This window comes from Gammaproteobacteria bacterium (assembly GCA_016765075.1).
Taxonomy (GTDB): domain Bacteria; phylum Pseudomonadota; class Gammaproteobacteria.
In genome coordinates this window covers 1-25,699 of record JAESQP010000114.1, presented here as the reverse complement: position 1 = coordinate 25,699, position 25,699 = coordinate 1, and the positions used below count along the sequence as shown (strand labels likewise).

Below are 25,699 nucleotides of genomic sequence, written 5' to 3'. Positions count from 1 at the left end.
ATGTCACAGACACGTAAAATTATTAATGACGGTTTATGGACCAACAACCCCGCCCTGGTACAAGTCCTCGGCTTGTGTCCTCTACTCGCCGTGTCATCCACTGTTATCAATGCGCTGGGCATGGGTTTGGCCACAATCTTAACGCTGGTTGCATCGAATTTGACCGTATCCTTAATTCGCAATCAAATACGTCCTGAGATTCGTATTCCTATCTTTGTCTTAATCATCGCTGCGGTAGTCACCACCATCGAATTGTCAATGAATGCCTTTTTCCATGAACTCTATTTGATATTGGGTATTTTCATCCCCTTGATTGTAACCAATTGCGTCATCATCGCCCGCGCCGAAGCCTTCGCTTCGAAAAATACCCCTGCGGCATCTATCCTCGATGGTTTAATGATGGGCCTGGGTTTTACCGCCGTACTGCTCGTTCTCGGCGGACTACGTGAAGCAATTGGTCAAGGCACCTTGTTCGCCAACGCTCATTTAATGTTTGGCGAAATAGGCCACAGCATGACGATCACCTTGATTGAAGACTACCGCGGTTTCTTGTTAGCTGTATTGCCACCGGGTGCCTTTATGCTGCTTGGCTTTATGATTGCCATTAAAAACGTTATCGATGCCAAGCGTAGGCGTATGGCTAGTGCTATCGTTGTCACTGCACCTGCCGAAGCCTAGCCCAATCAGCATTCGCACTTAAGGGGCTGACTGGCCAAAGTGAACAAACTAAAACGTACAGAAATTTTTACACGTTGGCGTGAAAATAACCCCAAGCCAACAACAGAGCTTAATTATTCTAACCCGTTTGAGTTATTAATTGCCGTGATTCTCTCAGCCCAAGCCACCGATGTTGGCGTTAACAAAGCGACCGATAAACTCTACCCCATTGCCAACACCCCAGAAAAAATTTACGCCTTGGGCGAGAAAAAACTCAAAAGCACTATCAAAACCATTGGTTTGTATAACACCAAGGGTGCTAACATCATCAAGACCTGCAAACTATTGATCGACAGGCACAACAGCGAAGTACCCAATGATCGTGAAGCATTAGAGGCACTACCCGGCGTTGGCCGTAAAACCGCCAATGTCGTGCTCAATACCGCTTTTGGCGAACCTACCATTGCTGTTGATACCCATATTTTTCGAGTTTCAAATCGCACCGGTATTGCTCCCGGTAAAAACGTTAACGAAGTCGAGAAAAAGCTTCTCAAATTCGTTGCTGATGAATTTAAGGTTGACGCCCATCACTGGCTAATCCTGCACGGCCGTTACACCTGCATCGCTCGTAAACCTCGTTGTGGTTCTTGCATCATTGAAGACCTGTGCGAATACAAAAAAAAGACTGAAATTTAATCATGTTCACCCAAGATCGCGACCAACTCAGAAAGTTTTTTATTACTTCATGGCAAAAGAAACAAAACAACGAACCTATGGAACAACTGGAAACCATTGTCGCTGACATCATTGCCAAGCACCCAGAGTACCAACCACTACTAGCAAAAGAAGACGCCGCCATCGGTCGTGAATATTTACCTGAATTTGGCGAAACCAACCCCTTTTTGCATATGGGCATGCATATCGCCATCTACGAACAACTTAGCACCAACCGCCCCGATGGCATTCGCGCGGCCTACCAAAAAATTTGCAACAAAGCTGGTGATGAACACGAAGCCGAGCATCGCATCATGGATTGCCTAGGCGAAGTCATGTGGCAGGCACAGCGAAACCAAACCGAGCCTGACGAACAAGCCTATCTAATAATGTTAAAAGAGTTGTAAACTACTTTCCTGAATTAACTAAATACTATTCATCATGACCGACTACTGGAGCAAGCTCGTTCACAACCTGGAACCCTATGTTCCGGGTGAACAGCCAAAAATAAACAACCTCATTAAGCTCAACACCAATGAGAACCCCTATGGCCCATCGCCTAGAGTCTTGGATGCTTTGAAAACAGAGGCTACGGATTCATTACGTCTCTACCCTGACCCAAATTCGGATAAACTCAGACAAACTATTGCTGATTACTATGGCGTAAAATCAAGACAAGTCTTCGTCGGTAACGGCTCTGATGAAGTCTTAGCACATATCTTTCAGGCTTTGCTTAAACACGACAAACCCATTCTCTATCCCGGTATTACTTACAGCTTCTATCCAGTATATTGCGCTTTATATGAAATAGAATTTGAAACTATTGCGCTGGATGACAGTTTTAGTGTCAATGTCGATGATTACAAAAAACCAAACGGTGGCATTATCTTCCCCAATCCTAATGCCCCAACCGGCGTTGGACTTGGCTTAGAGGCTATCAAGCAACTATTGGACAACAATACTGATTCCGTTGTTGTCGTCGACGAGGCCTATATCGATTTTGGTGGCAACACCGCAATTGCACTGATCGACCAATACCCGAACCTGTTAGTCGTGCAAACGCTGTCCAAATCCCGCTCACTGGCAGGGCTACGTTTAGGCTTTGCTATAGGTAATGAAAAATTAATAGAGGCTCTGGAACGAATCAAAAATAGTTTTAACTCCTACCCTATCGATCGCTTTGCATCGGCTGGCGCCATCGCTGCCTTTGAAGACGAAGATCACTTCCAACAAACCAAGAAAAAAATTATCACTACGCGAGAAAAGTTGGTTGCCGATTTGGCAGACTTAGGCTTTAAAGTATTGCCGTCTCAAGCTAACTTTGTCTTTATCCGCCACCCTGACAATGATGCTGCCGCACTCAGCCAACGCTTACGTGAAAAAAATATTATCGTCCGACATTTCGCAAAACCACGTATTGATCAGTTTTTACGTATCACCGTGGGTACAGATGCAGAGTGTGCTGCCTTGATTAACTGCTTGAAATCACTACTGTCTTAGAATATTCAAATAGAGAATATTCTAACCGAACTAGGAGGCTGTCGGGCTTAGGTGATCGTAGCGAGGGAAAGCCATTTTGAGTCCATTTTATGGATCGTTTGAGGCGAATAGTGAGCCTATTTAACGAAAAGGATCCATAAAATGGGGTCAAAATGGCTTTGTCGTAGTAGATTCATCCTAAGTCCGACAGCCTCCTAATCCACGAAAAATTTTTCCATTTCACCCTGAATAAAATCATTGTCGTAGTTAGTGCCAATCGAAAACCCGGCAATCTGACTTAAATGGGTATAAGGCAATCCCGTTTCCTCATGCCACTCGTTAAACGCATGCTGTATTTTAGCCAGATCACGTTTTGACGCTGGCTTATCGGCAACATCAACACCAGCATTCTGAACTGCGGTGACTACGTCTTGCGATAAGACAAAACAATCTTTACCCACATAACGCATAAACCATTGCCCACTATTACCGCCTAGGCGCGAACCGTGTTTTTTTAAATAAGCCATCAAGCCCACCTGGTCATTTTCAGGCCATTCAGCAATAAATTGTGCAAAGCTGCCATGCTCTCTGACAATTCCCTGAATGAAATAGGTGTTCTCCATCACCGCCTTAATCTTTAGCCAATGACGCACAACCCGTTTATCCTTAAGATATTCCTCCCACCTCTCTGGTGGCATACAGCCTAGCGTCTTAATATCAAAACCAAAAAACGCCTGTTCAAACTGCGGCCATTTATTAGCAATCACCGTCCAATTAAATCCTGCCTGATTAATCGCCCGCGCCATCATCGCAAGAAAACGATCATCGCCTTTTTGTGTCAGTTGTTTTTTTGATAAGACAGACTTAAGCAGCTTTTTAAGCTTCTTAGAGCCACCTTTTCGCTTTTCAGCACGCGCTAGAATGGTTGCGAAGGTATGCATAGTCATTATCGGAAAAATTAATTTTTAAGCTAACTTAACCAAAAAAATAGAATACAGCGATGCGCAATGGTGTTTTTTTTGGTCAAATTAATCGCATTACTAAAGATATTACTCATAGGATGCCGTGAGATTTTTAAATGCTTTATTTGTTTGTGATTTGATAACGTAATTACTAATAAAGGGTATGACTAAGAGGATGCCAAGTATGTCAGTTACAATGTCTGGAACTGCTACAAGTAAGCACGCAATATAAAATACTGCTGTAAAAGCAAAATGCTTTAATTTTTCTGCTTCTCTTGAAGACAATGCAGATGTCTCTAGTTTTTCTTTTATATCTTCTGAAACTTCTATTCCATTTACTTTTTTTATGTATCGTTTATATTTTGGATATTAAAATAGTAAACATATTGCACCTATGAGCGTGGTAACAATATATACAGCGACTAGATATAATGTTCCGATAACAGCATGTAATTCACCAATACTAATTATCTCCAAAATTCCTATAATGAAAATTATTAGTAATGCCATAAATTATTTTAAATTCATAGCAGTTTATTTAAGGTTATTTTTTCTGTCTCAACGCTAATCTCAACGCATTCAACTTAATAAAGCCATGTGCATCCGCTTGCGTATAGGCACCACCATCATCCTCAAAAGTAACAATGCTCGGGCTATAGAGACTATCCGTTGCAGATTCTCTGCCAACAACAATAACATTGCCTTTGTAGAGTTTGATGCGAACGCGGCCATTAACACGTTGTTGCGAGGCATCGATCATGGTTTGCATCATTTCACGCTCGGGTGACCACCAGTAACCGTTATAGATTAGGCTGGCATAGCGTGGCATGAGCTCATCTTTAAGATGGGCGACTTCACGATCCAGGGTGATGGATTCAATAGCGCGATGACCTTTTAATAAAATGGTGCCACCGGGGGTTTCATAACAGCCGCGTGACTTCATGCCGACATAGCGATTTTCTACGATGTCTAAACGACCAATACCGTGTTGGCCGCCAATCTCATTGAGCTTGGCTAGCACCGCGTAAGGTGTCATGGCGACACCATCAATGGCGACGGCATCACCTTGTTTATAATCGAGTTCAATATATTGCGCTTGGTCTAGCGCCTTTTCAGGTGAAACACTCCAGCGCCACATGTCTGCTTCTGGTTCAGCAGCCGGGTCTTCGAGAATGCCGCCTTCATAAGAAATATGCAGGGCATTGGCATCCATGGAATACGGGGATTTCTTGCCTTGCTTACGCTCGATAGGAATACCATGATTTTTAGCATACTTCATCAAGTCTTCGCGTGAATTCAAATCCCACTCGCGCCACGGTGCAATGACTTTAATATCTGAACGCAGGCCATAATAACCCAGCTCAAAACGCACTTGATCGTTACCCTTGCCGGTAGCGCCATGTGATACGGCATCGGCACCAGTTTCATTGGCGATTTCGATTTGGCGTTTGGCAATGAGTGGCCGCGCAATCGAGGTGCCTAACAGGTATTCACCTTCATACACTGCGTTAGAACGAAACATGGGAAAGACAAAATCACGAACGAATTCTTCACGTAGATCGTCGATATAGATTTCTTTGACATCGAGCTGTTGCGCCTTGGCACGCGCGGGCTCCACTTCTTCGCCTTGGCCAATGTCAGCGGTAAAGGTGACCACTTCACAATCGTAAGTATCACGTAACCATTGCAGAATAACGGAGGTATCGAGACCACCGGAATAGGCGAGCACCACTTTATTAATTTTGCTCATAGGATATAGACTTATTTTTTTACGCCAAATTACTTTTTACGTCGGGCACTACGACGTAGACGCGACAACAAACGACGTGCCATCTCACCAAACATTTCGGTTTGTGTTGGGTGCGGATGTATCGCATTACCGACCTGACTCAAGGTCATTTCACCAGCCACCATCATGACAGCTTCGCCAATCAGCGTGTCAGTATGGTCAGCAAGGAAATGTACACCGATGATTTTTTGCGTGGTTTTGTCGGCGACGATTTTAATGAGGCCCAATGTCTCGCCGGTAATCATGGCCTTGGCATCAATGCTCATGGGCATTTTTACTTCGACTGCATCCATACCTTTAGCTTTAGCCTGGGCAACAGATAAACCAACAAAGCCGGCTTGTGGACGCGAGAAGATGACACCACAGTCTTTGGCTTCATCGTAAGCAGCTCTTTCACCCAAAATAGTTTGTGCTGCAACACGACCTTGTTGGCCGGCAGTATGAGCGAGCATTAAACCACCGATGACATCACCAACGGCGAAAATGTGACTGGCACTGGTGCGGCCGGTTTTATCGACCGTAATAACACTGCGATCTGAAGCAACGCCACTCTTATCAAGATGAAGCGGCTCCAGCACTGGACGCTTGCCTGTTGCCATGATGACGTAATCACAGGCGGTTTTATGCTCGATACCTTCAGCATCGACAAACTTGATACTCATTTTTCCAGGCTTGCCGGTAATTTCTACCACCTTGACTGAGGTTTGAATAGTCAGACGCGGGTCATCATTCAAAATACCGGTTAGGGTCTTGGCAATCTCATCTTCAACTTCGACGAGAATACGATCTTGTGCTTCGAGCAAGGTCACTTCGCTGCCAAAGTCCTGGAATATCTGCGCCATTTCAACGCCAATAGCGCCGCCACCGATAACGACTAATTTCTTCGGTACTTTATCCAAGGCCCAAACGGTATCAGAGGTCAATACACCACCGTTTTTCAAGCCTTCTGCCGCACCACCAATAGGCGGTATAAACGGCGGTGCGCCGGTGGCAATAACAGCGCAACCAAAGCTAATTTCTTTACCCTTATCACCAACACTTTGATCTGGACGGATATGAGGGTCATCATTGTTGGTTGAGCTATCAACACGGATAACATGATCGGAAACAAAACCGCCTTGCCCGTGAATGTATTTAATTTTGACACCGATATCGGTTTTATAGGCCATTTCACCGCGGGTTTCGAGTATGCCGCGACGAGTTTTTTCCATATCAGCCCAAACCAATTGACCTTTGTCGGTACCGGTAATGCCTAAGTGTGCGTCGTGCGCTCTGTCGCGCAATTTATCTGCCGCAGCTCGCCATGCCTTTGAGGGAATACAGCCACGCCAGAGGCATTCACCGCCAGGGAATTTAGAATCGTTGATCATAGCGACTTTTAAGCCATGCTCGGTTAAATCACGCGCGCAGTCTTCGCCGCCGGGGCCGCCACCGATTACGACAACATCGTAATCCCAATCACCTTCTGGTATTGCAGAACCCATAGTTGATTCCAGCCATGTTTCAGGTTGTTCGATAGTTGTTTTAAGCGTATTTAAATATTGTGCGACATTGGCACCGTTGACAACACGATGATCACCGGTAATGGTCAGCGGCATGCCGTCAGGGCCTGGGCTGGATATCGCCAGTATTCCCGCCATGCCCGGGGTAACAATGGCATCAAAATACTTAACGCCCATCATACCCATATTAGAAATCATAAAAGTCGGGTTAGCATATTCAGCTGGTGCTAAACGACGTGCGCGAGAACGACTAACGAGATCTTGCCAGTCAGCATTTAATTCTTCTAGTGAACGACTTTCGCAATTGCGTAATACCGGAACGACAAGGCCGCCTTCAACCGAGACTGCCATGCCAATATCGACGTTATCACGTTCAATAATTTGATCACCAGATTTATAGGCCCAGTTCATTGATGGATGTGCTTTCATTGCCAAGGCGCAGGCTTTAGCAATGGCGACGGTAACTGAGATCCCCGCCTTTTTAGCCGCAGCAATGAGTTTGACAGGCTGCGTGTCAACAGTAACGCGAAAATCGGGAATACCAATTGAACTGCTCATGGATTGCGCTATGGCTTTTTCCATGGCGTTCATAGGGCGCCCAACACCCGGTACATCGACTTGCGCAAGCCCAGAAACGGCTGTCGCTGTGCCGCTGCTTGCAGCTTGTTGTACATCGGCAGCCTGGATAACACCAGCCGGGCCGCTACCATGCACTCGATTTAAATCGACCTGCATACCGCCTGCAACCTTACGTGCATACGGGGTAGCACTACCGTTGTGCGGTCGTGATGCGGGTGCGGCCGAACCTGAATAGATTGGAGTGGCTGCCTTCTTGGCTAGTACAACAGCGTCAGAGACATCATTCGATTTTGCTGCACCTGACGATGACGTTGAAAATAATGCTTGCTCAACATCGCTTTTATTTTCAACCAAATAGGCCATAGCATCGCCAACGGCAATAACACTATCGATTTCTGCCATAGGCCCTGAAAGATAACCATCTTTAAAGACTTCGACGTCCATGATGGCTTTGTCAGTCTCAACGGTTGCGACAATGTCACCACGTGATACTTGCGAGCCAAGCTCTTTTTCCCAGCTCACTACGATACCTTCAGTCATGGTGTCTGAAAGCTGCGGCATAGTAATCGTTAATAACGCATTCGCTGGGTCAGATAGTGTAGTAGGTGCAGGCTCTACTGGTACTGCTGCAACCTCTACACCCGATGCTGGTGCAGTCTCATTAGTGATTTCAGATTCATCAGTAACGATATAAGCAATCGCAGCACCAACTTCAACTGTGGCATCGACTTCTGCTAATGGTCCTGACAAATAGCCTTCTTTAAAGACTTCGACATCCATAATGGCTTTGTCGGTCTCAACAGTGGCAACAATGTCGCCACGCTCGACTTTAGCGCCGAGTTCTTTTTCCCAACTAACCAGGACACCTTCTGTCATGGTGTCTGATAGTTGTGGCATTTTTATGCTATAGGGATCGGCCATCGATAATGTTACTCAAAAAATGTGGCTATCGCGGAACGACAGCTATAAAACTAAACAGGATTAGGATCTGCCAAAAGACGCCAATACCGCTGTAACAACATCTTTGGCATCGGGCACTGCTGCTCGTTCTAACGCGTGGTTATACGGAATGGGCACATGTACAGCAGAAACCCGCACCGGTGGCGCATCTAATTCGAAGAAACATTCCTCATTAAGAATCGCCATCACTTCAGAGCCCACACCCACCATCGCTTCAGCTTCTTCAACGATGACTGCGCGATGCGTTTTACTGACTGAGCGTTTGATGCCTTCACGATCCAAAGGACTGAGTGAATACAGATCAATGATTTCTCATTCAATACCATGTTGTTTTGACAGAATATCTGCCGCCTGTTGCGCCCAGTGTACGGAAATATTGTATCCAAACAAGGTGACATCAGAACCTTCTCGCACGACATCTGAGCCTTCTAGAGGATGAAAAAATTCATCATCCGGCACGTCACCTTTCAGGTTGTACATCAACTCATGTTCGTTAATAAACACAGGGTCATTACAACGTACAGCTGATTTAAGCAAGCCATAGGCTTGTTTCGGTGATGACGGCGTAACAACACGCAGACCGGCAACGCCCATAAATACCTTTTCCATACGCGCAGAATGCTGGGCACCCAGTTGGTGGGCCGTACCACCTGGCGAACGAATAACAATAGGTGCGGTTAGCTGACCACCTGACATATAACGTACTTTTGCTGCCGAGTTAAAAATCTGATCCATCGCTAACCAGGAAAAGTTAACCGACATGATTTCAATAATCGGCCGCACGCCAATAAACGAGGCACCAATAGCCAAACCGGTATAGCTGTTTTCTGAAATTGGGGCATCTATAATCCGCTCAGGGCCGTACTTATCATACAAGCCTTGGGTGGCCTTATAGGTGCCACCGACAACGCCAATGTCTTCGCCTATCGCAATCACTAAGGGATCGTTAGCCATTTCTTCATCGTGGGCACGGCGTATGGCTTGCCAATACATCATATTAGCCATTAGCTCGTGCCTCCGCTTACGTAAGGGTCATTGTCGGCTAACACATATTTTTCAAGATCAGCCACCAGCGGTTGCGGAGAATCCTCGGCAAACTTGATAATCTCGTCATCGATTTCAGCAATGAGTTTCTTATCCAGGGCCTTGTATTCATCCATAGAGATATCACCAGATTCAATCAAGCGATCACGCAAAATTTTAACCGGGTCACGCTTGGCCCATTTGGCCTCTTCTTTGTCATCACGGTAGGAATTGGAGTCAGACATGGAGTGACCACGATAGCGATAGGTCATCAGCTCAAGAAAATACGGGCCCCTACCACTGCGCACATGATCAACGGCGATTTTAGCTGCCGCGTGAACCGTCTCAATATCCTGGCCATCGGCCTGCGCAGAAGGAATGTTGTAAACTGCAGCACGTTTGTACTGATCAAGTTCTGACGTCGAACGATCTATACGTGTGCCGATACCATAGAGATTGTTCTCACAAATATATAGCACGGGTAACTTCCAGATTGAGGCCATATTTAAAGACTCGTGGAAGGTGCCCTGGTTATTGGCCGCATCACCCAAAAAACAGATGGAAATATCGTCATCGCCTTTGAGCTGAATGCCTTTGGCAATACCTGTTGCTAAGGGAAAGGGGCCGCCGACCAGCGAATAGCCACCCATAAAGCGGTGTTCAACATCAAAAATATGCATGGAGCCACCACGGCCCTTACTACTGCCAGTTTCTTTACCAAATAGCTCGGCCATCACTGCTTTAGGATCAGCACCACATTTAATGGCGTGAATATGATCGCGATACCCGGTGATCGCGTAATCGCGACCCGGACGTGCTGCTTCTAAAACGCCGTGCGCGCAGGCTTCCTGGCCTGGGTAGAGATGGACGAAGCCGCCAATCTTGCGCTCTTGCGCTCCTTGATAACAGGCTTCTTCAAAGCGGCGGGCAAATAGCATCTCTTGCAGCAGCCGTTTTTTGTCGTCGGTGCTTAACATTCAAATAGGTTTCTTTTGTAATGACAGTAAGCGCGCTATGATCTGTTTTTTAATCCATCAGGTCAAGGTAAAAACGCCCCTTAAACTATGAAAATTCAATTAAAACAATATCTAAGCGCAATCAGCAATGAACAAGCTGATGTGCTCGACACACTGACCTTTCTTGTTAGCGATAGCGACAACCCGACTGATTGGGGGCGCTTTCCATACAAAAAAGTGGTTACCCAGCGTTTTCGTCGTGCACAAAAACGTCATGCGGTGACCAAGCCGTTTACCACCGACCTGCCCAACGACAAGGGCACTCGGGTCTCATTCTGGCGTATTAAAACTGATCTCAGTACCTTTGAAACCCTGAGCTTAGCCCGTAAAATCGCTCAGCAAGCCCTGGCTCAAGGCAGCGAAACCGTCAGCATTCAATTACAAAAGCTGCCTGTCGCCGCCCACAGGCCCTTGGTTGATGCACTGATTTCAGCACTTTATGCTGCGAATTGGCCGATAACGTCGTTTAAAAGTGGCAAAAAAGACAAAAAATCGGCGAAACGCCTACATATTTATGGCCTTAAAAAACGTATCGATACAAAACAGACCGTAGCAACCTCTGAAGGTACTAATATCGCTCGCGATTTAACCCAGCTACCGCCTAATGTATTAACCCCCGGCGAATACCGCAAACGCATTCGCAAGCTTGCCACGCAGTTTGGCTGGCAACATAAATTTTATGGCAAAACCCAGCTGGAACAGAAAAAAGCCGGTGCCTTTGTCGCGGTACTTGAAGCCAGCGACAAACCAACAGGTGGTTTAGTCCACTTACGCTACCAGCCCAGCCGACGGCCAAAGAAAACACTGGCCTTAATCGGCAAAGGCCTGTGCTACGACACCGGTGGTATCAACCTTAAACCGGCCAAGTTTATGTATGGTATGCATGAAGATATGGCAGGCAGCGCCGTCGCACTGGGCACCCTGATCGCGCTAAGCCGACTAAAAGTCGATTACGCTATCGACTGCTATCTGGCTCTCGCTGTTAACGATATTGGCCCAAACGGCTATCGCCCTAATGATGTCATTACGGCCAGCAATGGCACCACCATTGAAATTGTCCATACCGATGCCGAGGGGCGTATGGTGCTGGCCGACACCCTGGCCATTGCCAGCAAAGCCAAACCGGATTTAATGATCGACTACGCGACATTAACCGGCTCCTGTGTGGCCGCACTGGGCACCACTTATTCAGGTGCCTTTAGCAACCGCGAAGAGTTTCACAACGATGTTATTGCTGCGGGCAAAAAATCTGGCGAACGTGTTTGGCCCTTCCCGCAAGACAAGGATTTTGACGCAGCACTTCACAGTAAAATCGCTGACATCAAACAATGTACCGTTGGCGGTGGCCCTGACCATATTCTCGCTGCACGCTTTTTAAATCGCTTTGTTGATAAAAACGTCCCGTGGTTGCACATTGATTTAGCCGCAAGCAACAACAAAAGCGGTCTTGCCCATATGCCCACTGCAACGACCGGCTTTGGCGTACGCTTCACCGTCGATTTATTGCAGAGTAAAGTGTTTAATCGCTAATGCAGAAATCATGACAGCGCTTAGCATCAATGCAGTTCATAAACAGTTCCCTGGCGTCAAAGCGCTCAACGGTATTGATCTGGCAGTAAAGCGCGGCGAGTTTTTTGGTCTGCTTGGGCCAAATGGCGCGGGCAAATCAACGCTCATTAATATTATCGCCGGCTTAACTAGCGCCGACAGTGGGTCGGTCTCGGTGATGGGGTATGACGTAAAAACTGATTTTCGAGCCGCGCGCAAACACCTTGGCATCGTGCCGCAAGAACTGGTCTTTGATCCTTTTCTCACCGTACGTGAGTCGATTCGCATTCAAGCAGGTTATTACGGTGTTGGTAAAGAAGGCTATGACTGGATAGATGAAATCATCGATACTCTGATGCTATCAGGTAAGGCCGATACTAATATGCGCGCTTTATCAGGCGGCATGAAACGACGTGTATTGGTGGCGCAAGCCTTAGCGCACAAACCCTCGGTAATCGTCCTCGATGAGCCAACGGCTGGTGTCGATGTTGAGCTACGGCGCTCGTTATGGAAATTCATTAAACGCTTACACAGCGAAGGCCATACCATCATATTAACAACACATTATCTGGAAGAAGCAGAATCTTTATGCGAGCGTATTGGCATTATCAACCACGGTAAGTTAATTGCGTTAGACACTACGGCTAATTTAATCGCCAGTGGCATTGCTTCGGTGTCACGATTACGCGTCACTGTCGCAAACAAAGACTACGCACTGCCCGATTCCTTACAAGCATTACTTATCGATAGCAGTAATGGCACTGAAGATGCCAAGGATCAGTGGTTGGTATTTGAATTTGATCGCTCGCACTATTCCGCTCTCGATATTATTGATAGTTTACGCACCGCAAAGGTTAACATCGTTGATATCCACACCGAACACGCCGACCTTGAGGATGTGTTTTTATCACTTACCGGCAAGCGGACGTCTTGAATACTATCGGTTTTAAAACACTGTTAAAAAAAGAATTATTGCGCTTTTGGAAAGTTGCTTTTCAAACTATTTTCGCACCTGTAGTCACCACGTTGCTTTACCTTGTTGTCTTTAGCCAGGCATTGGGTTCTCGTATTAGTGTCTTTGACAATACCCCCTATGCCGTTTTCCTGATTCCTGGCCTGGTCATGATGGCCGTATTGCAAAATGCCTTCGCTAACAGCTCATCCAGCCTGACCCAGGCCAAAATAACAGGCAACATCATTTTTATACTCTTGCCACCGCTGTCCTATATTGAACTGTATTTGGCTTATACCGTTGCCGCCATGATACGCGGCATGATAGTGGGGCTAGGCGTGTTAATTGCCGCAACATTGTTCATCCCTATACCCATTCACAGTGTCGGTTTTTTATTGATATTTGCCTTAACCAGTAGTGTTGTGCTCGGCTCTGTCGGCATTATCGCTGGCATTTGGGCAGACAAGTTCGATCAGCTAGCATTGTTTCAAAACTTTATTATCATGCCGCTGACGTTTCTCAGCGGCGTATTTTATTCCATTCAATCATTGCCTGATTTTTGGCAATTTATCTCACATTTGAACCCGTTTTTCTATATGGTAGATGGCTTTCGTTATGGCTTTTTAGGGGTGTCCGATGTGTCACCCTGGCATAGCCTGGTTTTCGTCATTATTGCCATGCTGGTATGCGCCAGTGTTACGCTAGTCATGCTAAAACGTGGCTATAAACTGCGCCATTAAATATGATTCAACACTTATGAATACACTGGATTTGTCGACGCGCTTTCGCGGCTTTTTACCTATTGTGGTCGATGTCGAAACGGCAGGCTTTGATGCCAAAAAAGATGCGCTACTAGAAATAGCCGCGGTGATGCTTACAGTCAGCGAAGATAATCAGCTAATAACAGGTGAAACCCACGCCTGCCACGTTGAGCCATTTGCCGGCGCTAATCTTGATGAGGCAGCACTCGCCTTTAACAAGATCGACCCTTACCATCCCTTTCGCATGGCACTCAGTGAGCGTGATGCTCTGAACGAAATTTTCAAACCCATACGCCAGGCGATTAAAGAGCACCAATGCACACGCGCCATACTGGTCGGTCATAATGCCTTTTTTGATCTGGGTTTTTTAAATGCGGCAGTTGATCGCAGTGGTGTCAAACGCAACCCATTTCATCCCTTTAGCAATTTTGATACGGTGTCGCTGGCAGGGCTTGCTTACCAACAAACAGTGTTAGCAAGAGCCATCCAAGCGGCTGAGATCGAATGGGATCAATCAGAGGCGCACTCTGCCATTTACGATGCACAAAAAACAGCGGAGTTGTTTTGTAAGATTGTTAATCGCTGGGACGCGCAAATCAGCGCCCCAACCATGACATAGCAGCCAGACTAGGCGTCGCTAGCGCTGCTCGCCTCCGCAGCGGGCAACATCTTTTGCAGGTCGCCTTGCTCGTAAAGCTCAAGCATGATGTCGGAACCACCAACTAACTCGCCCTTAATGAACAACTGGGGGAACGTAGGCCAGTTTGAATATTGCGGCAAGTTAGCCCGCACTTCCGGCTCTTCGAGCACATTGACACTAGTAAACTTGGCACCACAATTAGACAAAATTTGTGTCGCTTGTGACGAAAAACCGCATTGTGGAAAGGTTGGCGTGCCTTTCATAAACAGCACAACGTCATTGTCTTTTACGGTCTTGTCGAGTTGACCCATGATATCCATAATTTTATTCCCAGTTAATCGCTATGAGCAAAATATTGGGCAATTCTAACGCTTTTCAAGTCTCATCGCAGACGGTCATCACTACGACCGGACTCATGCCACAGCCGTGGTAACCACTACAGCCCATCAAACATAAGACGAGCGCCTAATGGTACTGATATAATCCCTATTTAACGTTCAAGTGGAAGCTCTAACGATGGCACACGAATTACCGGCATTGCCTTATGCACTGGATGCGCTGGCGCCGCATATCTCAGCTGAAACCCTGGAAATTCACCACGGCAAGCACCATGCAGCCTATGTGACCAATATCAACAACCTGGTTGCTGGCACTGAGTACGAAGGCTTGTCACTGCAACAAATCATCGTCAAGGCGCCTACTGGCGGTATCTTTAATAATGCCGCACAAATCTGGAACCACACGTTTTACTGGAATTGCTTAAGCCCGAATGGTGGTGGCGAACCTACGGGTGCAATCGCCGATGCCATTAATTTGGCTTTCGGATCATTTGCTGAATTCAAGGAACAGTTCTCCAAAACCTCAATCACTACTTTTGGTTCCGGCTGGGGTTGGTTGGTTAAAAATAGCGATGGCTCTTTAGCCCTGGCCAGCACCAGCAACGCTGGCAACCCGATGACTGAAGGCCAAACACCCATCTTGACCTGCGATGTGTGGGAACATGCTTATTATGTCGATTACCGTAACCGCCGACCTGATTATGTCGCCGCGTTCTGGAACCTTGTCAACTGGGACTTTGCCAACACCAATCTTGGCTAGGCTACCCAGCTATTTACTAATAAGCTAATAGATAACCAGTGCGGCAGCCTTCTGGCTGCCGTTTCTTTTTTTAGACACAACACAGGAATCAATATACAGGTGACAGGCTTAATGGCTAACTACTCGCGACTTCCCGTCAGCTTTCGCCATGGTAAAGGCTGCTGGTTATGGGATGATGCGGGTGAAAAATACCTCGATGCCTTATCCGGCATCGCCGTTTGTGGCTTGGGTCATACTCACCCTGCTGTTAGTCAGGCCATCAAAGAGCAGGCCGATTTACTGCTGCACACCTCTAACCTTTACAATATCGAACCTCAGTTACAACTCGCCACCAAGTTAAATGCCTTATGTGCGACCGAGACCGCCTTTTTCTGTAACTCTGGCGCCGAAGCCAACGAAGCCGCTATCAAGATAGCGCGCCGTTATGGTCATGATCACGGCATCAATAATGCAAAAATAATTGTTATGGACGGGGCATTTCACGGTCGCACACTGGCGACGTTATCGGCAACTGGTAATAACAAGATAAAGCAAGGCTTTGGGCCATTGGTCGAAGGCTTTATTCAAGTACCGTATAACGATATCAATGCTGTTTCGACTCATAGCAATGAGTCCAACGTTGTCGCCGTGATGGTTGAGCCCATTCAGGGTGAAAGCGGAATTAATATTCCTAACGAACATTATCTATCTGAATTACGCAAACTCTGCGATAAAAATGAATGGCTGCTGATGACGGATGAGATTCAATCCGGCATCGGCCGCACTGGTCACTGGCTCGCTGCTCAACGTGTCGGCGTGAGCGCTGATGTTGTTACCCTGGCTAAAGGCTTGGCCAATGGCGTGCCTATCGGCGCCTGTCTTGCGCGCGGTAAAGCGGCAAAGGTATTTGGCCCAGGCTCACATGGCTCCACCTTCGGCGGCAACCCCTTAGCTTGTCGAGCAGCACTCGCTGTCATTAACACCATCGAAGATGACGAGTTAATGCACAATGCCAGCACTATGGGCAACTATTTACTAAACGGATTCAAAACACGCTTATCTAATTTAGCGATTATTAAAGAAATCCGTGGACAAGGTTTACTTATCGGCATTGAGTTGAATAAACCCTGCGCCGAGCTCATCAGCAAAGCGCTTAGCCAGCACTTGCTTATCAATGTGACAGCAGAACGTGTTATACGTCTACTACCCCCCTTAATATTACAACAGACCGAGGCCGACATGATTATTGACACCGTCAGCGAGCTGATTGTTGACTTTGCCAAACAGGTTTAACCATGCCAACCAGACATTTTTTAACGCTCTCCGACCTTAGCCCTGATGAATTGAATGCGTTGATTGCGCGTGCGATTGAGCTGAAGTCCATGCACCATAACAACAGCGTTTACCAACCACTGAAAAACAAAGTCCTGGCCATGGTGTTTGAGAAATCATCGACACGCACCCGTGTATCGTTTGAGGCCGGCATGATCCAACTTGGTGGTGGCTCAATCTTTCTTTCGCCGCGCGACACACAGCTAGGCCGCGGCGAACCCATTGCCGATACGGCGCGTGTACTGTCGCGCATGGTCGATGCCATTATGATTCGCACCTTTGCCCATGACAACGTAGTCGAGCTAGCAAAGTATGCTGATGTTCCGGTAATCAATGCGTTGACTGACGACCATCACCCCTGCCAGTTGCTGGCAGATATACAAACCTTTGTTGAGCATCGCGGCAGCATTAAAGGTAAAATGGTTACTTGGGTTGGTGATGGCAATAATATGTGCCACTCTTACATGCAAGCATCTAAACAGTTTGGTTTTAAACTCAATATTACCTGCCCGCCAGGCTATGAACCTGATACTGATATTTTGTCTGCCTGGGGTGACAATAGCCAGTTATTTAATGATCCTCACGCTGGATGCAAAGGAGCTGACCTGGTGGTAACCGATGTCTGGGCTAGCATGGGTCAAGAAGGCGAGGCTAAGGATCGTAATAAGGTGTTTGCGCCTTATCAAGTAAACGCCGACTTGATGGCCAAGGCAAATAACGATGCGCTGTTTATGCATTGTCTGCCTGCACATCGCGGCGAAGAGGTCAGTGCCGATGTCATTGATGGCCCACAAAGCGTGGTCTGGGATGAGGCTGAAAATCGCCTGCATGCGCAAAAAGCGCTGCTTGAATTTTTGATTCCACATACTAAAAATCAACGAGCCTCTGATTAATTCTGGAGCAGCGATATTGGTGAATGAAATTTTTCAGATCGAGGCGCGAATCGTACCCCAAGGGCACTTCCTGCGGGGCGCAGTCAATAGTGGGTCTATTGATAAGATTCGTAACAAAGATCTGGAAGATTTCCGTCAGCAAGGCCGCGTTCCACGAATTGATCAGAGATTCCTTAACCGCAGATTCAAATAATGAGCGCTATTGTCGAGGTGAAATCAATCAGCTGCCGCTACCGCAAAGAAACGGTATTAGATCAGCTTTCATTTCACGTCAATAGCGGCCAGATTGCCTGCCTGCTTGGCCCTTCAGGTTGTGGCAAAACCACCGCACTGCGTGCTATTGCCGGGCTCGAACCCATCAATGAAGGTGAAATTCATCTGCGTGGCAAACAAGTATCCAGCGCCAAACAAACTGTTGCACCGGAAAAACGTAAAATCGGTATGGTCTTTCAGGACTATGCCTTGTTTCCGCATATGGACATCGCTGGCAATATTAGTTTTGGTCTACGTAAACTACCAGCATCGCAACGCCGTGAGCGCGTCGCCGAGCTACTAGCGACAGTTGGCTTGCCTGACTATCAAGAGCGCTATCCTCATGAGCTGTCAGGTGGCCAGCAACAGCGTATCGCACTTGCCCGCGCCCTTGCTTCTAAGCCTGACTTAATCCTTATGGATGAGCCTTTTTCAAATCTCGATGTCGAGCTGCGTGAACAATTAAGCCACGAAGTGCGGAAAATATTAAAATCATTAAACACCAGTACAATCATCGTCACTCATGACCAACAAGAGGCCTTTGCCATTGCCGATGTCATCGGTGTTATGCAACATGGTCGTCTTTTGCAATGGGATACCGCATTTAATCTTTATCATGAACCCAACCACCGTTTTGTCGCTGACTTTGTCGGCCAAGGCGTCTTAATGAAAGGTTATTTAGTCTCGGCCAACTCTGTTGCGACAGAAATCGGGCTGATCCACGGGAACCGTGCCTACGCCTGGCCCAAGGGAACTGAAGTCGATGTGCTGCTAAGGCCCGATGATGTCGTGCCTGATACCAATGCAGACCTTAAAGCAAAGGTCGTGCACAAGGCGTTTAAGGGTGCTGAAATCATGTATACCTTAAAACTACCCACCGGCAGCAAGGTATTGTCATTATTTCCAAGCCACCAAGATCATGCTATTGGTGATCTTGTTGGTGTCCGTATCGCGGCAGATCATTTAGTGGCATTTAATTATACTTAGATAGAGAACCTATTAGTTCTCATATGAGAACTAATAGGCATTCTTATGAGTAAAGCCTTTAAAAATAGTCTTCAGAACAATCTTTGCATCCAGCCACACCGACCAATTATTAATATATTCAAGGTCGCACTCAACACGTTTCTGCATTTTCTCCAACGTATCCGTTTCACCACGCCAACCATTGACCTGCGCCAAGCCTGTAATGCCTGGCTTAACCTTATGACGCAACATATAACCACTGATTAAGCCGCGATACTCTTCGTTATGCGAAACAGCGTGCGGCCTGGGCCCGACAATCGACATGCTACCCAACAAAACATTAAAAAATTGCGGCAATTCATCCAGCGACGTACGGCGCATAAATGCACCAAATTTGGTCACACGAACATCATCTTTGGTTGCTTGACGAACCTCAGAGCCGTTCTCTTCAACCGTCATACTACGAAATTTAAACACCTCGATCATCTCACCATTAATACCGTAACGTCGCTGTTTAAAAATTACCGGGCCAGGAGAAGTTAACTTAACAGCTATAGCAATAAACAACATTGGCAAGGCAATAAGCGTCAATATGCCACTTGTCACGACCACATCAAATGAACGCTTTAACCAACCATCAATGCCATAAAACGGCGTGTCATAGATACTAACAACTGGCAGGCCGCCTATATTCCCCCAACGCGCACTGAGCAAATCGAACATAAAAAAATCAGGAACGATATAAACCGATGCCGTCGTATCCGACAATTGCGAGACCAACATTTTAATACGCTCTTCCGCGCGCATGGGTAGCGCGATAAAGACAACATCAACATCACCTTCGCGTGCCGCACGTACCAAGTCTTCCAGAGTACCTATAACAGGCAAGGGGTCATCTACTAATGGCCGCGGGCCACCACTCTTGCGGTCATCGTAAAAACCAACGGGTTTCATGCCCATATTCTGCGAATTGATCATGGCATAAGCAACTTGCTTACCAAGATCACGAGCGCCAGCAATCGCCACGCGACGCACGTTCCAACCACGCCTATACAACTCACTTTGTAGGCGCAGCAAAGCGGCATGCCAAAGAATAAGCAGTATTGGTGTAATAGCAAACCAGGTAAATAAGGTAAGGCGAGAATACTCGGCCGACGTCTTGGTCGCGTAACCAAACAACAAAAGACCCATAATGACTAGCAGCCAAATATAGCAAACCTTAACAGCGCGCCGCCCTAAAGACAGTGCATTAGAATCGGTATAAACACGCTGCACACTGGCAACAAACAGAAACAAACCGACTGATATGGCAACAATTAAGCTGTATTTATCCGTCCAATTGACTTTATACCAATACGCAACAACGAACAGCGCCAACCCCACCAACAGCGCATCGCCAATACGCGAGATGAAACTCAGCCGTGATGAATAGGAGTCCTTAAACCCAGTTATTGTCGCCAACCTTTCCCTCCGAACCTTTGTCCATTTTTTGACACACTTGAACAGACTCTTAATTCGGTCACAATAATTGACCCTGGTTAAACTTCATACCTGTCTTATTTTTCCATCTTCGACGCAAGACACAAAGCTCACCATACTAGAAATCACGTAATATAGAGGCTTACTTAAAAATATCAAACTAAATACTAACTGAAACCGAGCAGTCCTCCAGACGCACGGCTTCATACAACCTGGCAGACAACGTAATTGCGTCATCTGTAAGGCTATTCATTAGCATCGACTCAGCATTAAGCGTCTTACTAAACTGACGGCCAAGCCATAGACCTATTGTTTCGTCGCCAATTTCTGAATAACAGCTCTTGAAAGTCTGAATAGTATACGCCACCTCTATACCGGGTGGATTATAGGAATAACCAAATTTATTAAAAGGCAGTTCTTTCCCCCGGCTTTGTGGCGTCGGACAAAACCACTCCAAACCTTGACGGTACAAATCAGTCTGAAGAAAACTCAATATACGAAAAAATGTATTACTACGCCAAAACGAGTGCATACTGTACTCTTGAAATAATAAAGCAAACGCATAGGTGTTGAATGCATGATAACCAATCGCTTTGTTAATTACGCTATTTTTGTATAACTCACTTTTATTCTGACGTTTGACTCTTGCCTTTATAAAATCTTTAACTGCTCTTCGCAAAGACTTTTTGTTATTGCTACCACCCAGCGCATGCACTATTAGCCCGCTGTCATATATCTTCAGGTTGTCACCGAGCTTATCGAGGAAGATCTCTATTTGAGATTTGATTTGTTCACTACCCGTCACCAATCCACCTGCAGCGGCAAACCATAACTGATGGTTAAATGTCATATCGACACCAGCGTAAGAACCATCAACATTAACGATACGCCACCTGGCTGTTTTCTCGTCAAATGGGTGCAATAAAAACATTTTTTCTGCCAGTGTATTAAGCGAGGGATCATCTAATTTTTCAGCAGCGTAAGCAAGCGCTTCAATCACCCATGCCTGACCAATTAATCCATTAGAAAAATCCTTCTGCGGGTTTTTGCGTGCCCAAATCGTAGCACCCATAGGTCGGCGCTCTTCAGCAGTAATATAGGACAGAGCCCTGAGCGCAGCATCTCGATATTTTTTCGCGCCGACTATCTCATACGCTTTCAACAAGAGCATCATTATATGAGCAGTATTTCTTACAGGTAATTCTTCGTCGTAATAAGGGCCATTGTGGCCATGCTGAAATGATCCATCTGGAAACTGTCTCAACAACATCGCATCTACAGTTCTTATGATTACTTCACTGATTTTTATCTGCATTTATTTTCCGTTAACTAGCACTCCATCAATACAAGATTGTTGGAGTGCCATGATGTGTATGGCATCTTATTTTTTAATCATCTGCACAAACTCGCCAAGAAAAGCTTTGATATTTTTTCGCGCGCGAAAAATAAAGGCAGCGAACAGTTTTGTTTTTACCTGTGCAGGACAATTATTTAGCAGCAGGCGAATATGGGCAAAGTCAAGGCGCGCGATTTTCTTTGACAGAAACTCACTGGATTGATTGGCGTAATAAGTTGCCAACTCACTCATCTCATCCGAGCTAAACTCAACTGAACCATATTTGTCCAGATTTTTAAATCCAAATTCAAGGTATTCACGTATCACCAGCCCAGTGGAAATTGAACGGGTCTCTTGCCGACCCTCGTGAAGGCCTGTTCTTGTAAAGACACAATGAGCAAAGCCTAAATCATAATTGTCTAGCAACCTTAATGCGAGCTCAGTGTCACCATGAAGATAATTCTTATCAAAGCCGCCAAGGGTATCGTATGCAGATTTTCTATACATAACAGTATTAGGTGAACCACTACAGACATGAAGTTTTCGAAGTAATTGTTTCTTTAAGATATCAGCACCACTAAATACTGACTTATCTGGCGAAAGACCTACATTGGTTAAAGAGCTACCATAAAGACGAAAAGCGGAAACAATTCCAATCCGGTCAGATAATTCGCCGACGGCCAACATTTCGTCTAAACAATTTGGGTAAAGATAATCATCAGCTAGTGCATACTTAATCCACTTGGCATCTGCTGAAACATGCTCAATACACTTACGAAAATTATCTGTCACATCGACTGTCACATCATTCCTGTAAACTTTGACGCGACCATCATTTGAGCAGAGCTTTTTTATAATATCAGGTGTTTTATCGGTCGAAGCGTTATCAACGATAATGTATTCGAAATTGGGGTAACGCTGAGCCAGCACTCCATTGATGCAATCTTCAAGAAAATCTTCGCCGTTGTAGACAGGCGTACATACACTAATTAGCGGTATTTCAGTCATAATAAGGAAATTACAGGTTCCGGGTTGCTAGCAGCAAGTAGGCCGTATTTATCGGCCATTATTCTCTCTTTCCTTAATAATCCTTGCCGGCACACCTGCAGCTAGAACACCAGCAGGGATATTTTTATTCACAACAGATCCGGCACCAATAATTGCGCCCTGACCTATATGCACACCATCAAGCACGACAACACCAACCCCCAGCCAAACGTCATCCCCAATATCAATGCCTCCTTGGCTGAATAGGGGCTGTTCTTTCATTGTTTTGTCTAACGACATGCCATGATTGTAGGGGTAAAAAGCACAATTTAGCGCTATTTGAACATCAGCACCAATACGAATAGTACCTACATACGCAGACAATTGGCAGCGAGGCTGAATCGTAGTGCGATCACCGATAAAAATATGCCCACCTTTCCCTGATTCGAGAATTGTATCTTTGTTAATAGCAACCTCGTTCCCGAGCGTCACCGACTCACTAGAACCACGATTAAAAATAGTGACGCCATCACCTAAAAAGATATTTTTTCCTAATGTGATATTACGCGCGTGAATACATACGGAAGGAGAGATATACCCTATTTCGGACATTCGTGCTAGATCATGCCGGGCTTTATAAGGCGGATAAAACCAACCTGCCATTGACATGGCACCCCGGCCAATCACCCCATAACCAGCAAAGCGCATCCAAAAACGCGCCCATATATTACGTAATTTTGATTTCAATTTTAAAACTTACCAACTCTGCTTTAGCGAATCTCACCAACACAAGCTTCCTATAGTCTGCCTGACACTACAAGCCCTAAAAATTAATTAGCATCCAGGATTATTACGAACGCTAAAAGAAGAAACCGTGAGCAATAACCGTACAATAAAGCCGCTTAGCGCCACTTTGGTCGCTGAGCGGGTGTGCCGCTTTAGCGCCTTAACGACTCGATTAATTCTATAGAGACAATGCAAGTAAACTAACGGTTATTATTCCCCCAGCCATACCTTAATCAGAGCAATCAAGACAATAAAACACCGTGCAAACCCTCAATAATTGTAGATTACACACTAAACCGCCCTAAAACATTCAAGGGCTACAACTTAACCCCAATTGCCCATCTAATCCCTGGCACCATAAATTGGCAATAGACTGATATCCAACACCATCAGGGTGGATGCCATCTATGGAGTATTCACTTGGGTTAGCAGTGAAGTACCCATGTAAGTCTGGCGGCACATAACTAAACTCATTTTCGAATACCAACTCATCAATCACTTGATTATATCCATCCACTATTACATTGCGCACAGTATTGGCAAAATACGGTGGCGCCTTAGCTAAAAATATTACCTTTCCTGCTGATAAAGCCGCATCAATAATCTGTTGTATATTATCTTTAAACGACCCAGCATAACCAGCATCATCAACCGCCAATCCAAGCCCACTAAGAGTCGGCATTGTCCCACCTGAGTCGTTCGCACCATAAAACACTAAAAACGCTTGTGCTTCTGGAGTGCGCTGTATAATGGCTTCGATACGAAGCGCGCCCTCAAAAGATTCTTCCCCCGAATTACCATCATTGATCACCGTTACAGGCATCGAATTATCTGCACTGAGAAGATCATTCAATATTGGCGCATACCCACCTCCCGTATTGCGGGTATCTGCTGACACATCATCACTGGAAATATCATCTTCCAAACCGTTGGTAATACTGTCACCAAAGCTATGTAAATGAATTCCATTAGTGCCAACAAAGGTTAGGTTAACTGTTGCTGCAGCATCGACAATGCGAACTCCACTACTATCAAGCAAGTATGCGTCTATGACATGATCACCAGCAGACAAAGCAGTAAACTGCGTGCTGTAAGGAGACGCAAAGTCAGTTTGAAAAATTTCATTCGCCGCGCCTTCGTCGACAACAAACTCTACCCCACCAACACCATTCAAGCTGGTGCTAAACGCTACCACATCCAACACGCCATCAGTGCTGACAAAATATTCGCTAGACGTGTGATTTAAGCTATTTGCTATCGCCAAACCAAGCTTCGGTGCTGATGATGCAGTAGTAACACTTACATCATCAAAGGCACAAGATGAGTTGCGCGCGCAAAAGAGGGCTATCTCTCCGCTACTAAATGTCGCATCAGCTGCAGCCATAATGTGCTGACCTCCAGCAAAGACCACAATCACGCCATTTTGATACACAATACGTAAATCTAAAGACTGTCCGCGTACGTAACTTTGCGGGCTTGTACTCAATTCCGTATAAAGACCACCCTGCTTACGCCAAAGCTTACGGTGCCCTTTCATTCCGTCTAACTCAAACCGATAATAATTATCATCATCTTGATAACCAAAGATAACGCCAATGGTATCGAATTTCCAGATACTGCTATCGTTAGATGATGTGCCATCGTTAGCAGGATCAGATGACCGAACACTAAGCTGTATTTCTATATCGCTCGGCAGCGATACATCCGACAATGCATACGACCCTATAGCAACCCCTTCTGGGGAGAAACCTCGGCAATCACCAACCTGTATTAGCTCTCCCCCAATCACCGTCCAGGATGGACTCGCTCTCTGGCAATTATTAACTATCGTCCAACCGTTGAAATTTCCATCATTAAAATTATCTTCTAATAGCACTGTAGTACCACCACCGCCTGTAGCCGTATCACGCGCACTCTCTGTTGGCCCAGTACCTGTCGGCACAAAACCCACGTTCGACGTCACCACCAGCTTATCAATTCGAAAACCCGCCTCGCGCATCCACACATTC

General features: G+C 46.0%; 23 protein-coding genes and 1 pseudogene. 12 read left to right on the top strand and 12 right to left on the bottom strand.

What is annotated here, in order from left to right:
• Genes JKY90_06730 through JKY90_06715 form a run of 4 tightly spaced genes read left to right on the top strand, consistent with a single transcriptional unit; the run spans nt 1 to nt 2,871 of the window.
• Nucleotides 1-678 carry an electron transport complex subunit E gene (locus JKY90_06730; GenBank protein ID MBL4851959.1) on the top strand — a complete coding sequence of 226 codons (678 nt, stop codon included), beginning with the start codon at nt 1-3 and terminating at the stop codon, nt 676-678.
• 39 nt (nt 679-717) lie between these two features.
• Nucleotides 718-1,353 carry an endonuclease III gene (gene nth, locus JKY90_06725; protein ID MBL4851958.1) on the top strand — a complete coding sequence of 212 codons (636 nt, stop codon included), beginning with the start codon at nt 718-720 and terminating at the stop codon, nt 1,351-1,353.
• A 2-nt stretch (nt 1,354-1,355) separates the two neighbouring features.
• Nucleotides 1,356-1,778: a DUF1841 family protein gene (locus JKY90_06720; protein ID MBL4851957.1), complete on the top strand. Its 423-nt coding sequence runs from the start codon at nt 1,356-1,358 to the stop codon at nt 1,776-1,778.
• Between the two features lie 34 nt (nt 1,779-1,812).
• Entirely contained in the window at nt 1,813-2,871 is a 1,059-nt protein-coding gene (locus JKY90_06715) for a histidinol-phosphate transaminase (protein MBL4851956.1), read from the top strand.
• Between the two features lie 194 nt (nt 2,872-3,065).
• Here the strand turns inward: JKY90_06715 and JKY90_06710 are convergent, their stop codons facing one another.
• From JKY90_06710 to pdhA, 6 genes and pseudogenes are all read right to left on the bottom strand, one after another.
• On the bottom strand, nt 3,066-3,791 hold the full coding sequence (locus JKY90_06710) for a DNA-3-methyladenine glycosylase I (GenBank protein ID MBL4851955.1): 726 nt from the start codon (nt 3,789-3,791) through the stop codon (nt 3,066-3,068).
• A 108-nt stretch (nt 3,792-3,899) separates the two neighbouring features.
• A complete protein-coding gene (locus JKY90_06705) occupies nt 3,900-4,160 on the bottom strand; it encodes an FxsA family protein (protein ID MBL4851954.1) in 261 nt (86 codons plus the stop codon).
• Between the two features lie 196 nt (nt 4,161-4,356).
• Nucleotides 4,357-5,562, bottom strand: a complete 1,206-nt coding sequence (locus JKY90_06700) for an argininosuccinate synthase (protein MBL4851953.1) — start codon at nt 5,560-5,562, stop codon at nt 4,357-4,359.
• 29 nt (nt 5,563-5,591) lie between these two features.
• Nucleotides 5,592-8,603 carry an FAD-dependent oxidoreductase gene (locus JKY90_06695; GenBank protein MBL4851952.1) on the bottom strand — a complete coding sequence of 1,004 codons (3,012 nt, stop codon included), beginning with the start codon at nt 8,601-8,603 and terminating at the stop codon, nt 5,592-5,594.
• A 60-nt stretch (nt 8,604-8,663) separates the two neighbouring features.
• Nucleotides 8,664-9,647: pseudogene (locus JKY90_06690) on the bottom strand (alpha-ketoacid dehydrogenase subunit beta).
• Nucleotides 9,647-10,642, bottom strand: coding sequence for a pyruvate dehydrogenase (acetyl-transferring) E1 component subunit alpha (pdhA, locus tag JKY90_06685; GenBank protein MBL4851951.1), 996 nt, complete (start codon nt 10,640-10,642; stop codon nt 9,647-9,649). The pseudogene JKY90_06690 and the gene pdhA overlap by 1 nt, the downstream one beginning before the upstream one ends.
• Nucleotides 10,643-10,729: 87 nt before the next feature.
• Here pdhA and JKY90_06680 point away from each other — a divergent pair, with 87 nt between their 5' ends.
• Genes JKY90_06680 through rnt form a run of 4 tightly spaced genes read left to right on the top strand, consistent with a single transcriptional unit; the run spans nt 10,730 to nt 14,561 of the window.
• Nucleotides 10,730-12,211, top strand: a complete 1,482-nt coding sequence (locus JKY90_06680; GenBank protein MBL4851950.1) for a leucyl aminopeptidase family protein — start codon at nt 10,730-10,732, stop codon at nt 12,209-12,211.
• Between the two features lie 10 nt (nt 12,212-12,221).
• Complete coding sequence (locus JKY90_06675) at nt 12,222-13,163, top strand: ABC transporter ATP-binding protein (protein MBL4851949.1); 942 nt, start codon at nt 12,222-12,224, stop codon at nt 13,161-13,163.
• Nucleotides 13,136-13,921, top strand: coding sequence for an ABC transporter permease (locus JKY90_06670; protein ID MBL4851948.1), 786 nt, complete (start codon nt 13,136-13,138; stop codon nt 13,919-13,921). The genes JKY90_06675 and JKY90_06670 overlap by 28 nt, the downstream gene beginning before the upstream one ends.
• Before the next feature lie 16 nt (nt 13,922-13,937).
• On the top strand, nt 13,938-14,561 hold the full coding sequence (gene rnt / locus JKY90_06665) for a ribonuclease T (GenBank protein ID MBL4851947.1): 624 nt from the start codon (nt 13,938-13,940) through the stop codon (nt 14,559-14,561).
• 8 nt (nt 14,562-14,569) lie between these two features.
• On the opposite strand, the gene grxD is transcribed toward rnt, so the two are convergent.
• A complete protein-coding gene (gene grxD, locus JKY90_06660) occupies nt 14,570-14,902 on the bottom strand; it encodes a Grx4 family monothiol glutaredoxin (GenBank protein MBL4851946.1) in 333 nt (110 codons plus the stop codon).
• Nucleotides 14,903-15,098: 196 nt separating this feature from the next.
• On the opposite strand from grxD, the gene JKY90_06655 reads away from it, so the two are divergent.
• The 4 genes from JKY90_06655 to JKY90_06640 all read left to right on the top strand — a co-directional run bounded on the left by JKY90_06655 (nt 15,099) and on the right by JKY90_06640 (nt 19,123).
• Complete coding sequence (locus tag JKY90_06655; protein MBL4851945.1) at nt 15,099-15,680, top strand: superoxide dismutase [Fe]; 582 nt, start codon at nt 15,099-15,101, stop codon at nt 15,678-15,680.
• Between the two features lie 111 nt (nt 15,681-15,791).
• A complete protein-coding gene (locus JKY90_06650; protein MBL4851944.1) occupies nt 15,792-16,952 on the top strand; it encodes an aspartate aminotransferase family protein in 1,161 nt (386 codons plus the stop codon).
• Nucleotides 16,953-16,954: 2 nt separating this feature from the next.
• Nucleotides 16,955-17,884 carry an ornithine carbamoyltransferase gene (argF, locus tag JKY90_06645; GenBank protein ID MBL4851943.1) on the top strand — a complete coding sequence of 310 codons (930 nt, stop codon included), beginning with the start codon at nt 16,955-16,957 and terminating at the stop codon, nt 17,882-17,884.
• A 189-nt stretch (nt 17,885-18,073) separates the two neighbouring features.
• Nucleotides 18,074-19,123, top strand: coding sequence for an ABC transporter ATP-binding protein (locus JKY90_06640; GenBank protein MBL4851942.1), 1,050 nt, complete (start codon nt 18,074-18,076; stop codon nt 19,121-19,123).
• A gap of 30 nt (nt 19,124-19,153) precedes the next feature.
• Here JKY90_06640 and JKY90_06635 read toward each other — a convergent pair whose 3' ends face one another.
• From JKY90_06635 to JKY90_06615, 5 genes are all read right to left on the bottom strand, one after another.
• The gene (locus JKY90_06635) at nt 19,154-20,479 is read right to left on the bottom strand and encodes an undecaprenyl-phosphate glucose phosphotransferase (protein MBL4851941.1); all 1,326 of its coding nucleotides are present in this window, start codon (nt 20,477-20,479) and stop codon (nt 19,154-19,156) included.
• A gap of 262 nt (nt 20,480-20,741) precedes the next feature.
• The gene (locus JKY90_06630; GenBank protein ID MBL4851940.1) at nt 20,742-21,896 is read right to left on the bottom strand and encodes a hypothetical protein; all 1,155 of its coding nucleotides are present in this window, start codon (nt 21,894-21,896) and stop codon (nt 20,742-20,744) included.
• Between the two features lie 66 nt (nt 21,897-21,962).
• Entirely contained in the window at nt 21,963-22,925 is a 963-nt protein-coding gene (locus JKY90_06625) for a glycosyltransferase (GenBank protein MBL4851939.1), read from the bottom strand.
• Nucleotides 22,926-22,973: 48 nt separating this feature from the next.
• Nucleotides 22,974-23,612, bottom strand: a complete 639-nt coding sequence (locus JKY90_06620; protein MBL4851938.1) for an acyltransferase — start codon at nt 23,610-23,612, stop codon at nt 22,974-22,976.
• A 388-nt stretch (nt 23,613-24,000) separates the two neighbouring features.
• A partial coding sequence (locus JKY90_06615) for a hypothetical protein (GenBank protein ID MBL4851937.1) occupies nt 24,001-25,699 on the bottom strand: 1,699 nt, incomplete at its 5' end.

What these genes read in the sequence shown, in the direction of transcription:
- rnt (MBL4851947.1), top strand. Translation starts at nt 13,938, where the DNA reads ATGAATACACTGGATTTGTCGACGCGCTTTCGCGGCTTTTTACCTATT.
- JKY90_06680 (MBL4851950.1), top strand. Translation starts at nt 10,730, where the DNA reads ATGAAAATTCAATTAAAACAATATCTAAGCGCAATCAGCAATGAACAA.
- grxD (MBL4851946.1), bottom strand. Translation starts at nt 14,902, where the DNA reads ATGGATATCATGGGTCAACTCGACAAGACCGTAAAAGACAATGACGTT.
- JKY90_06695 (MBL4851952.1), bottom strand. Translation starts at nt 8,603, where the DNA reads ATGGCCGATCCCTATAGCATAAAAATGCCACAACTATCAGACACCATG.
- JKY90_06620 (MBL4851938.1), bottom strand. Translation starts at nt 23,612, where the DNA reads ATGCGCTTTGCTGGTTATGGGGTGATTGGCCGGGGTGCCATGTCAATG.
- JKY90_06710 (MBL4851955.1), bottom strand. Translation starts at nt 3,791, where the DNA reads ATGCATACCTTCGCAACCATTCTAGCGCGTGCTGAAAAGCGAAAAGGT.
- JKY90_06650 (MBL4851944.1), top strand. Translation starts at nt 15,792, where the DNA reads ATGGCTAACTACTCGCGACTTCCCGTCAGCTTTCGCCATGGTAAAGGC.
- argF (MBL4851943.1), top strand. Translation starts at nt 16,955, where the DNA reads ATGCCAACCAGACATTTTTTAACGCTCTCCGACCTTAGCCCTGATGAA.
- JKY90_06625 (MBL4851939.1), bottom strand. Translation starts at nt 22,925, where the DNA reads ATGACTGAAATACCGCTAATTAGTGTATGTACGCCTGTCTACAACGGC.
- JKY90_06630 (MBL4851940.1), bottom strand. Translation starts at nt 21,896, where the DNA reads ATGCAGATAAAAATCAGTGAAGTAATCATAAGAACTGTAGATGCGATG.
- JKY90_06700 (MBL4851953.1), bottom strand. Translation starts at nt 5,562, where the DNA reads ATGAGCAAAATTAATAAAGTGGTGCTCGCCTATTCCGGTGGTCTCGAT.
- JKY90_06675 (MBL4851949.1), top strand. Translation starts at nt 12,222, where the DNA reads ATGACAGCGCTTAGCATCAATGCAGTTCATAAACAGTTCCCTGGCGTC.
- JKY90_06715 (MBL4851956.1), top strand. Translation starts at nt 1,813, where the DNA reads ATGACCGACTACTGGAGCAAGCTCGTTCACAACCTGGAACCCTATGTT.
- JKY90_06730 (MBL4851959.1), top strand. Translation starts at nt 1, where the DNA reads ATGTCACAGACACGTAAAATTATTAATGACGGTTTATGGACCAACAAC.
- pdhA (MBL4851951.1), bottom strand. Translation starts at nt 10,642, where the DNA reads ATGTTAAGCACCGACGACAAAAAACGGCTGCTGCAAGAGATGCTATTT.
- JKY90_06720 (MBL4851957.1), top strand. Translation starts at nt 1,356, where the DNA reads ATGTTCACCCAAGATCGCGACCAACTCAGAAAGTTTTTTATTACTTCA.
- JKY90_06655 (MBL4851945.1), top strand. Translation starts at nt 15,099, where the DNA reads ATGGCACACGAATTACCGGCATTGCCTTATGCACTGGATGCGCTGGCG.